11 protein-coding genes are annotated in these 9424 nt (G+C 71.8%); 9 read left to right on the top strand and 2 right to left on the bottom strand.

The features are described 5' to 3' along the window. The 3 genes from ACFWN1_RS29215 to ACFWN1_RS29205 form a co-directional block, all read left to right on the top strand. Window positions 1-926: carbohydrate ABC transporter permease (locus ACFWN1_RS29215; protein WP_384368375.1), on the top strand; the 926-nt coding region annotated here is incomplete at its 5' end. Between the two features lie 10 nt (window positions 927-936). Then, window positions 937-1776, top strand: coding sequence for a carbohydrate ABC transporter permease (locus ACFWN1_RS29210; RefSeq protein WP_384368381.1), 840 nt, complete (start codon window positions 937-939; stop codon window positions 1774-1776). A gap of 29 nt (window positions 1777-1805) precedes the next feature. Further along, window positions 1806-3170 (top strand): GH1 family beta-glucosidase, encoded by a 1365-nt coding sequence (locus ACFWN1_RS29205; RefSeq protein ID WP_384368372.1) that lies wholly within the window; start codon window positions 1806-1808, stop codon window positions 3168-3170. Here the strand turns inward: ACFWN1_RS29205 and ACFWN1_RS29200 are convergent. Next, a complete protein-coding gene (locus ACFWN1_RS29200; RefSeq protein WP_384368369.1) occupies window positions 3130-3585 on the bottom strand; it encodes a hypothetical protein in 456 nt (151 codons plus the stop codon). The two genes, ACFWN1_RS29205 and ACFWN1_RS29200, sit on opposite strands and share 41 nt — an antisense overlap. A 207-nt stretch (window positions 3586-3792) precedes the next feature. On the opposite strand from ACFWN1_RS29200, the gene ACFWN1_RS29195 reads away from it, so the two are divergent. Both ACFWN1_RS29195 and ACFWN1_RS29190 read left to right on the top strand, forming a co-directional pair. Then, complete coding sequence (locus ACFWN1_RS29195; RefSeq protein WP_384368378.1) at window positions 3793-4608, top strand: Scr1 family TA system antitoxin-like transcriptional regulator; 816 nt, start codon at window positions 3793-3795, stop codon at window positions 4606-4608. Next, complete coding sequence (locus ACFWN1_RS29190) at window positions 4605-4808, top strand: DUF397 domain-containing protein (RefSeq protein WP_384368366.1); 204 nt, start codon at window positions 4605-4607, stop codon at window positions 4806-4808. The genes ACFWN1_RS29195 and ACFWN1_RS29190 overlap by 4 nt, the downstream gene beginning before the upstream one ends. 94 nt (window positions 4809-4902) lie before the next feature. Here ACFWN1_RS29190 and ACFWN1_RS29185 read toward each other — a convergent pair whose 3' ends face one another. Further along, entirely contained in the window at window positions 4903-5697 is a 795-nt protein-coding gene (locus ACFWN1_RS29185) for a CDP-alcohol phosphatidyltransferase family protein (RefSeq protein ID WP_384368363.1), read from the bottom strand. 107 nt (window positions 5698-5804) lie between these two features. Here ACFWN1_RS29185 and ACFWN1_RS29180 point away from each other — a divergent pair, with 107 nt between their 5' ends. From ACFWN1_RS29180 to ACFWN1_RS29165, 4 genes are all read left to right on the top strand, one after another. Continuing rightward, on the top strand, window positions 5805-6788 hold the full coding sequence (locus ACFWN1_RS29180; RefSeq protein WP_384368361.1) for a dehydrogenase: 984 nt from the start codon (window positions 5805-5807) through the stop codon (window positions 6786-6788). Window positions 6789-6903: 115 nt separating this feature from the next. Next, complete coding sequence (locus tag ACFWN1_RS29175; protein WP_384368358.1) at window positions 6904-7302, top strand: 6-pyruvoyl tetrahydropterin synthase family protein; 399 nt, start codon at window positions 6904-6906, stop codon at window positions 7300-7302. Continuing rightward, window positions 7299-8480, top strand: a complete 1182-nt coding sequence (locus ACFWN1_RS29170) for a glycosyltransferase family 4 protein (RefSeq protein WP_384368355.1) — start codon at window positions 7299-7301, stop codon at window positions 8478-8480. The genes ACFWN1_RS29175 and ACFWN1_RS29170 overlap by 4 nt, the downstream gene beginning before the upstream one ends. After that, the coding region (locus tag ACFWN1_RS29165; protein ID WP_384368352.1) for a methyltransferase domain-containing protein at window positions 8477-9424 on the top strand (948 nt) is incomplete at its 3' end. The genes ACFWN1_RS29170 and ACFWN1_RS29165, both read left to right, overlap by 4 nt.

The following is a 9424-nucleotide window of genomic DNA, read 5'->3' as shown; positions in this document are numbered from 1 at the left end:
GCCCGCGCCGCACCGGGCGGTCCCGCCGCACCGCGCTCCCGTACCTGCTCCTGCTGCCCGCCCTGGTCTTCGAACTCCTCGTCCATCTGGTCCCGATGGTCATCGGCACCCTGATGAGCTTCCGGGCCATCACCCGCTTCACCCTGCGCGACTGGAGCCACGCCCCCTGGACCGGGCTGCGCAACTACCGCGTGGCCGTGGACTTCGACGCCCCGGCCGGCGAGGCGCTGCTGCACTCGTTCGCCGTCACCGTCGGCTTCACCCTGCTCTCGGTCGCCCTGTGCTGGGCGCTCGGCACCGCCGCCGCCGTCTTCATGCAGGACACCTTCCGGGGCCGGGGCCTGCTGCGCGCCCTGTTCCTGGTGCCGTACGCGCTGCCGGTCTACGCGGCCGTCATCACCTGGGTGTTCATGTTCCAGCACGACAACGGCCTGGTGAACCACGTCCTGCACGACCAGCTGCACCTCACCGACAAGCCGTCCTTCTGGCTCATCGGCGACAACAGCTTCTACGCCCTGCTCACCGTCTCGGTGTGGAAGGGCTGGCCGTTCGCCTTCCTCATCGTGATGGCCGGCCTCCAGAACATCCCGCGCGAACTCTACGAAGCCGCCGCCCTGGACGGCGCCGGGATGTGGCAGCAGCTCCGCCGGATCACGCTGCCCTCGCTGCGCCCGGTCAACCAGGTACTGGTCCTGGTGCTGTTCCTCTGGACGTTCAACGACTTCAACACGCCCTACGTCCTGTTCGGCCGGGCGGCACCCGAGGCCGCCGACCTGATCTCCGTACACATCTACCAGACGACCTTCCTCACCTGGGACTTCGGTACCGGCTCCGCCATGTCCGTCCTGCTGCTGCTCTTCCTGCTGGCCGTGACCGGCGGATACCTGCTGTTCACCTCACGCGGAAGGAGGGCCGGAAATGGCTGACTTCTCACCCATGGCGCCGCCCCGTTCGTTCCTGTGGTCCCGCCGGATCTTCCTCACCCTGCTCACCGGCTTCGTCCTGCTGCCCGTCTACGTGATGGTCTCCAGCTCGCTGAAGCCGCTCGCCGACGTCACCGACAAGTTCCGCTGGCTGCCGAGCCGGCTGACGATCCGGCCGTACATCGACATCTGGTCCACCGTGCCGCTCGCCCGGTACTTCGTGAACTCGCTCATCGTCGCGGGCTCGGCCACGATCTGCTCGGTCGTCATCGCCGTCTTCGCGGCCTACGCCGTCAGCCGGTACGACTTCCGGGGCAAGCGCGTCTTCACGGTCACCGTGCTGTCCACGCAGATGTTCCCCGGCATCCTCTTCCTGCTCCCGCTGTTCCTGATCTACATCAACATCGGCAACGCCACCGGGATCGCGTTGTTCGGCTCGCGCGCCGGGCTGATCCTGACGTACCTGACCTTCTCGCTGCCGTTCTCCATCTGGATGCTGATCGGGTACTTCGACTCGGTGCCGCGCGACCTCGACGAGGCGGCGCTGGTGGACGGCTGCGGGCCGCTCGGCTCGCTGTTCCGGGTGGTCGTGCCCGCCGCGGTGCCCGGCATCGTCGCCGTCGCCGTCTACGCCTTCATGACCGCGTGGGGAGAGGTGCTCTTCGCCTCCGTGATGACCAACGACACCACCCGCACCCTCGCCGTCGGGCTCCAGGGCTACTCCACCCTCTACGACGTCTACTGGAACCAGATCATGGCCGCCTCGCTCGTGGTGAGCGTCCCCGTGGTCGCCGGGTTCCTGCTGCTCCAGCGCTATCTCGTCACCGGACTGACGGCGGGTGCCGTCAAGTGACCGACTCCCCGCACCTCGAAGGGACTTCCATGTCCGAGCCCATCGACCTCGCCGCCTTCCCGGACAACTTCCGGTGGGGCACGGCCACTTCGGCGTACCAGATCGAGGGCGCCGTCGCCGAGGACGGTCGCTCACCGTCGATCTGGGACACCTTCTCGCACACCCCGGGCAAGATCGACGGCGACGACAACGGCGACACCGCCTGCGACCACTACCACCGCTGGCGCGACGACCTCGGGCTGCTGCGCCAACTGGGCGTCGACATGTACCGGTTGTCGGTCGCCTGGCCGCGTGTGGTGCCCGGCGGCGACGGCCCGGTCAACGCCAAGGGGCTGGCCTTCTACGACGAGTTGACCGACGCCCTGCTGGAGGCGGGCATCACCCCCTCCGTCACCCTCTACCACTGGGACCTCCCGCAGGTGCTCCAGGACCGGGGCGGCTGGCCTGAGCGGGACACCGCCGAGCACTTCGCCGCGTACGCCTCGGCCGTCGCCGAGCGCCTCGGGGACCGCGTCACCCACTGGGCCACCCTCAACGAGCCGCTCTGCTCCGCCTGGATCGGCCACCTCGAAGGCAAGATGGCGCCCGGCTGGACCGACCTCACCGCCGCCGTACGCGCCTCCTACCACCTGCTCCTCGGCCACGGCCTCGCCACCCGGGCGATCCGCGCCGCCGCGCCCGGCGCCGAGGTCGGCATCGTCACCAACCTGTCCACCGTGCACGCCGCCACCGACCGCCCCGAGGACGTGGCCGCCGCGCACCGCCAGGACGGCCACGTCAACCGCTGGTGGCTCGACCCGGTGCACGGCCGGGGCTTCCCCGCCGACATGGTCGAGGTGTACGGCGTGGAACTCCCGGAGAAACCGGGCGACTTGGAGACCATCGCCACCCCGCTGGACTGGCTCGGCCTGAACTACTACATGCCCGCCCATGTCGCCGACGACCCCGACGGGCCCGCCCCGTACGCCCGTTCCGTGCGCCGGGAGGGCGTGCCGCGTACCGGTATGGACTGGGAGATCGACGCGAGCGGCATCGAGACCCTGCTGCTGCGGCTCACCGAGGAGTACGGCGCCCGCAAGATCTACGTCACCGAGAACGGCTCGTCCTTCCCCGACCTGGTCGGCCCGGACGGCACCGTCGACGACCCCGAGCGCCGGGCCTACCTGGAGAGCCACCTCGCCGCCTGCGCCTCCGCCGCCGCCAAGGGCGCCCCGCTCGCGGGCTACTTCGCCTGGTCCCTGATGGACAACTTCGAGTGGGCGTACGGCTACGACAAGCGCTTCGGCCTCTTCCACGTGGACTACGCCACCCAGGCCCGCACGATCAAGGCCAGCGGACGCAGGTACGCGGAGATCATCGACACCCACCGGGCGCTCGGGCGCCGCGCGGCCTGAGCCCCCGGGTGTCAGGCTGGGCGGCAGTGATCCCGGATTTCGGCGATGACGGCCTTCTCACGCGCGTTGAGGGGCCGTCCACCGTGGCCACCCGGTCGGCCGCGTCGAGGAGGCCGCTCAGATCCCCCAGCTCGGTGTCCATGCGCCGCCATACCTCGGCGGGGTCGATGCCGACCAGGCCGGCGAGTTCCTCGTCGACCACCTGGTGTCGCTCCCGGACCGTCCGCACCAGGTGCCGCATCAGCAGCGCCTCATTGTCGGCGATCTCGATCACCCGAGCCTCATTGCGGAAGACGGCCTGCGCCTGCCGGCCCGCGAGCAGCGTCGTGTAGTGGTTCAGCACCGCCGCGAGGGGAACGCCGACCAGCGGGATGCCGATCTTGATGACGTTCTTCCGCAGGAGGTGCTTCCCCACGACCGGGAGCGCCCTCACCGCGTTCAGTACGTGTACAGACGGCTGCTGTACACGGGGAGGGCGGGGCTCGTACCTGGTACGGGGGAGAGGGGGCCAAGTGTCGTGAAGGCGACGGCACGTGTCCCTACAGTGAGCGGTGAGTGACGACGGGTGTGGTGCCTGCGGCGGGCCGGTGCCACTGTGCGGGTGGGTGAGGTGAGGTCACCGATGACGGCTCATGGTGAGAGCGAGGCGGGCATCCTGCGGTGCTTCGGGCGGCAGTTGCGGCTGCTCCGGACCCGGAAGGGGATGACCCGGGCGGAGTTGGGGACACTGCTCGGGTACGGCGAGGACATGGTCGCCTCGGTGGAGTTGGGGCGGCGCATCCCGAGGGCGGAGTTCATCGACCGGGCGGACGAGGTACTGGACGCCGGCGGCCTGCTCGTGGTGATGAAGGAGGAGGTCGCCCGGACGCGGTACCCGGCGTTCTTCCGGGATGCGGCGAAGCTGGAGGAAGAGGCGGTTGAGCTGCATGTGTATGCCAACCAGGCTGTGCCGGGGTTGTTGCAGACGGAGGAGTATGCGCGGGCGGTGTTCGGGGCCAGGCGACCCTTGTTGGACGAGGATGTCATCGCGCAGCGGGTGGCCGCACGGCTCGCTCGCCAGGACGTCTTCGAACGCAAGCCGCTACCGACCATCAGCTTCGTGATCGAGGAGATGATGTTGCGGCGTCCTATTGGCGGATGGAACGTCTGGCGTGGACAGTTGGAGGAGATCCTGCTGCGTGGTGGGCGCCGAAACGTCGAGATCCAGGTGATGCCCGCCGAGGTGAAGGAGCACGCCGCGCTCGCAGGGCCGTTCACCTTGATCGAGACTGTCCAGGGGCAGAGGATGGCCTACGTCGAGGTGCAGAAGGAGAGTCGCCTCTTCCGCGACCGGGGTTCGGTGCGTGAGCACGAGGAGCAGTACGGCATCCTTCGAGCTCAGGCGCTGACGCCACGCGATTCGCTGGAGTTCGTAGAGAAGCTTCTGGGAGAAAGATGAACCGTGTGGGCGGGGTCTGGGAACCTTCTGAGCTGGTGTGGCGTAAGAGTACTTACAGCAGCGGCGAGGGCGGCGAGTGTGTCGAGGTCGCGACGAGAGCCGCAGCCGTTCATGTACGCGACTCCAAATGCCCCCCACGGGGCCGCTCGATGCTGACGCTGACCTCCGCTGCGTGGGCGGAGTTCCTGGCCAGGCTGTGAGTTGCCCTACGCATGGGAGCAGTGCCCTGCGGCCGACTCGCACGAAGGTGGAGTCGGCCGCCGACTTGTGGACTGTTCCGTCCGCGGCAACCTCTCACCGCGCCGCCAGTTCAAGCTCCAGCGGCGCCATCTGCGGAGGCGCGGCCTCCTGCGGCCGGACCTCCGGCGTGACCGCCGTAGCCCGCCCGTGACGCCACAGCCACATCACGTCCCGCCCGAACGACCACCCCAGCGACCCCAGCGCCAGCAGGACCACGGCGAGTGCGGCAGGGTGGGAGAGGAGCGACGAGCCGGCTATGAGGAGGGCTATGCCCTGGAGGGCGGCGACCGTCTTGCGGGCGAGGGACGGGGGGAGGGGTGCGTTCAGCCAGGGGGCGAAGTAGGCCGCCGCGACGAACAGGTAGCGCATCCCGCCTATCAGGAGGACCCAGGGGCCCAGCCGGGTGGCGACGTACACGCTGAGGACCAGTATCAGGAAGGCGTCCACCTCCATGTCGAAGCGGGCGCCCAGCGCGCTGGAGGTGCCGGTGCGGCGGGCGACCTTGCCGTCGACGCCGTCCAGGAGCAGGGCGACGGCGGTCAGGCTGACCAGGAGGGTGACCGGCGGGGCGCTCCGGAAGGAGTCCGCGACCAGCGCGGTGACCCCGCCGACCAGGGTCGCCCGGCCGAGGGTGACGCGGTTCGCCGGGCCGAAGGAGCGCAGCGCGGAGCGGTGCAGGGCACGCGAGAGCACCGCCCAGGTGGCGAACGCGAAGGCGAGCCCCGTCAGCCAGCCGGCCACCCCCAAGCCGATGGCCGTGCCGAGCAGGGCGAGCAGCAGGATCTGCACGGCCGCTCCCACAGCCGTCTCCTGCTGGAGCCTCGCGTCATAGGTGTTGTTCAGGGCCACCGTGCATCCTCCGGCCGAGTGACAGAGTCGATCAAGGCCGCGTACTGTGCGCGGCCTGTGCCCTTCTCGGTACGTGAGCAAGTTCCCGATCGTTCAGGAGGATGACGATGAACCCCGCCGCCCGCGCGTTCTGGCTCAGCTCACCCGGCCACGGCGAACTGCGCGACGTCACCCTCCGGGAGCCCGGCGAGGACGAGGTGCTGGTGCGTGCCCTGTACTCCGGGGTCAGCCGGGGCACCGAGACCCTGGTGTTCCGCGGCGGTGTCCCGGCGAGCCAGCACGACGTGATGCGGGCGCCGTTCCAGGAGGGCGACTTCCCCGGCCCCGTGAAGTACGGCTATCTGAGCGTCGGCGTGGTCGAGCGGGGGCCGGACGCGCTGACCGGCCGTACGGTCTTCTGTCTCCACCCGCACCAGAGCCGTTACGTCGTTCCGGTGAGCGCCGTGACCGTCGTACCCGAAGAGGTGCCCGCCGCGCGGGCCGTGCTCGCCGGGACCGTGGAGACCGCCGTGAACGCCCTGTGGGACGCGGCCCCGCAGATCGGGGACCGGATCAGCGTGGTCGGCGGCGGCATGATCGGCTGCTCGGTCGCCGCCCTGCTGGCCCGCTTCCCCGGCATCCGGCTCCAGCTGGTCGACGCCGACCCGGGCCGCGCCGCGACCGCCGAGGCCCTCGGCGTCGACTTCGCCACCCCCGAGGACGCCACCGGGGAGCGCGACCTCGTCATCCACGCCAGCGCCACCGAGCAGGGCCTGACCCGCGCCCTGGAACTCCTCGCCCCCGAGGGCACCGTCGTGGAGCTGAGCTGGTACGGCGACCGGCGCGTCTCCCTGCCGCTCGGCGAGGCGTTCCACTCCCGCCGGCTCACCCTGCGCGGCAGCCAGGTCGGCACCGTCTCCCCGGCCGCCCGCCCCGGCCGCGGTTACGCCGAACGGATGACCCTCGCCCTGGACCTGCTCGCCGACCCGGCCCTGGACGCGCTCATCACCGGGGAGAGCGACTTCGCCGAACTCCCTGAGCTGATGCCCCGCCTGACGAGTGGGGAGATCCCCGCGCTCTGCCACCGCGTCCGGTACCCCGACCCGGCCTGACCTGAGAAAAGAGTGAGACAGGGCTGAACACGGGTAACCCAAGAGCCGTACTACTCGGCAACCCCCGGCAAGGAACCTCGGGGGACCAGACGCACCGCACCTGGAGGGTCGTCCGTTGTTCAGCATCACCGTCCGCGATCACATCATGATCGCCCACAGCTTCCGCGGCGACGTGTTCGGACCCGCGCAGCGCCTGCACGGCGCCACCTTCCTGGTGGACGCCACCTTCCGCCGTGAGCAGCTGGACGAGGACAACATCGTGGTCGACATCGGCCTGGCCACGCGGGAACTCGGCGCCATCACCGCCGAGCTGAACTACCGCAACCTGGACGACGATCCCGAGTTCGCCGGGGTCAACACCTCCACCGAGTTCCTGGCCAAGGTCATCGCCGACCGGCTCGCCGAGCGCGTCACCAAGGGCGCCCTGGGCGAGGGCGCGAAGGGCCTGGCAGCGCTCTCGGTGACCCTGCACGAGTCCCACGTCGCCTGGGCGAGCTACGAGCGTGGCCTGTGAGCGACCTGACCGTGGACCGGGCCCGCCTCGCCTACGTGCCCGCACAGTCCCTCGCCACCGAGAACCTCGGGATCATCCCCATGTCGCTGCGCACCGTGCACTTCGTCATGCCCGGCGGCGTCGACGACCTGTCCGCCCCCAGCGGCGGCAACGCCTACGACCGCCGGGTCTGCCTCGACCTCCCCGGCTTCGGCTGGCAGGTCGTCCGGCACGCCGCCCCCGGCGCCTGGCCCGACCCCGACACCGACGCCCGCGAGTCGCTCGCCCGCACCCTCGCCGGGCTCCCCGACGACACCGCGGTGCTGCTGGACGGCCTGGTGGCCTGCGCGGTGCCCGAGATCGTCGTCCCCGAGGCCGAGCGGCTCCGGCTCGCCGTCCTCGTCCATCTGCCGCTCGGCGACGAGACCGGACTCGACCCGGCCGTCGCCGCCGACCTCGACGCCCGCGAACGCGCCGTGCTGCGCGCGGTGCCCGCCATCATCGCCACCAGCGACTGGGCCGTACGCCGGCTCGTCTCGCACCACGGCCTCGCCCCGGACCGGGTCCACCTCGCCGCCCCCGGCGCCGACATCGCGCCCCTCGCACCCGGCACCGACGGCCGCTCCCATCTGGTGTGCGTCGCCGCCGTCACCCCGCGCAAGGGCCAGCACCGCCTGGTCGAGGCCCTCGCCACCGTGCGGGACCTGCCCTGGACCTGCTCGCTGGTCGGCGGCCTCGGCACCGATCCGGAGTACGTGGCCACGCTGCGTGCCCAGATCGAGCGGTACGGCCTCACCGACCGGCTGCACCTCACCGGCCCGCGCACCGGCGCCGACCTCGACGCCAGCTACGCCGCCGCCGACCTCCTGGTGCTCACCTCCTACGCCGAGACCTACGGCATGGCCGTCACCGAGGCCCTCGCCCGGGGCATCCCGGTCATCGCCACCGACGTGGGCGGGCTGCCCGAGGCGGTCGGCCGCGCCCCCGACGGCGGGGTGCCCGGCATCCTCGTACCCCCGGAGGACCCCGCCGCCATCGCCGCCGAACTGCGCGGCTGGTTCGGCGAGCCCGATGTGCGCCGCCGGCTCAAGGCCGCCGCACGCGGCCGCCGCAGCGCGCTCGGCGGCTGGGCCGCCACCGCCCGCAGCCTCGCCGGGGTCCTCGGCAGGCTCCCCGGCGCCCCCAGGAGGGCCGCATGACCGACCGCGCCGCACAGCAGGAGCACCGGGTGGACGACGGCACCGGACACCCCGGCACCTCCGACGTCATCGCCGGCGCCGGTCCGGTCGGACGCCCCGGCGAACGGGCCACCGTACGGCTGCGGGAGGGGGAGCCCGACGAGGCGCCCCGGTACGCGCCCGAGTGGCTCCAGCTGCGGGAACCGGCCGACGCGGACGCGCGGGCCCTGGGGCTGCTGGAGCCGCTGGGCAAGCGGCTGGCCGAACTCCCGCACCAGGAAGCCGGATCGGTGATCCACGACCTGGGCTGCGGCACCGGCTCGATGGGCCGCTGGCTCGCGGCCCGGCTGGCCGGCGCCCAGCACTGGGTGCTGCACGACCGCGACCCCTACCTGCTGCACTTCGCCGCCGTCGCCTCCCCGCGCACCGCCGCGGACGGCAGCCGGGTCACCGTCGAGACGCGGCGCGGCGATGTCGCGCGGCTCACCCCGGACGCGCTGTCCGGCGCCTCGCTGGTGACGGCGTCCGCGCTGCTCGACGTGCTCACCCGCGCCGAGGTCGACACGCTGGCCGCCGCCTGCGCGGGCGCGGGCAGCCCCGCGCTGCTCACCCTCTCCGTCGCCGGCCGCGTCGAGTTCGCGTCCCCCGACCCGCTCGACGCCGACCTGGCCGAGGCGTTCAACGTCCACCAGCGCCGGGGCGGCCTGCTCGGCCCGGACGCGGTCACGGCGGCCGGCGAGGCGTTCGCCGAGCACGGCGCGACCGTACGGGTCAGCCCCAGCCCGTGGCGGCTCGGCCCGGAGCACGCGGCGCTCACCGCGCAGTGGCTGCGGGGCTGGGTCGGCGCGGCCGTCGAGGAGCGGCCCGCGCTGCGGGGCCGGGCCGAGGGCTATCTGCGCGACCGGCTGGCCGCGTGCGAGGCGGGTGAGCTGGAGGTCGTGGTGCACCACAGTGACCTGCTGGCC

The organism is Streptomyces sp. NPDC058459 (genome assembly GCF_042721685.1).
Lineage (GTDB): Bacteria > Actinomycetota > Actinomycetes > Streptomycetales > Streptomycetaceae > Streptomyces.
This window is presented reverse-complemented; position numbering and strand designations above follow the sequence as displayed.

Bases quoted from the DNA above. Each gene is read 5' to 3' on its own strand.
- ACFWN1_RS29205 (WP_384368372.1), top strand. From the start codon at position 1,806: ATGTCCGAGCCCATCGACCTCGCCGCCTTCCCGGACAACTTCCGGTGG.
- ACFWN1_RS29190 (WP_384368366.1), top strand. From the start codon at position 4,605: ATGAACCGTGTGGGCGGGGTCTGGGAACCTTCTGAGCTGGTGTGGCGT.
- ACFWN1_RS29180 (WP_384368361.1), top strand. From the start codon at position 5,805: ATGAACCCCGCCGCCCGCGCGTTCTGGCTCAGCTCACCCGGCCACGGC.
- ACFWN1_RS29210 (WP_384368381.1), top strand. From the start codon at position 937: ATGGCGCCGCCCCGTTCGTTCCTGTGGTCCCGCCGGATCTTCCTCACC.
- ACFWN1_RS29195 (WP_384368378.1), top strand. From the start codon at position 3,793: ATGACGGCTCATGGTGAGAGCGAGGCGGGCATCCTGCGGTGCTTCGGG.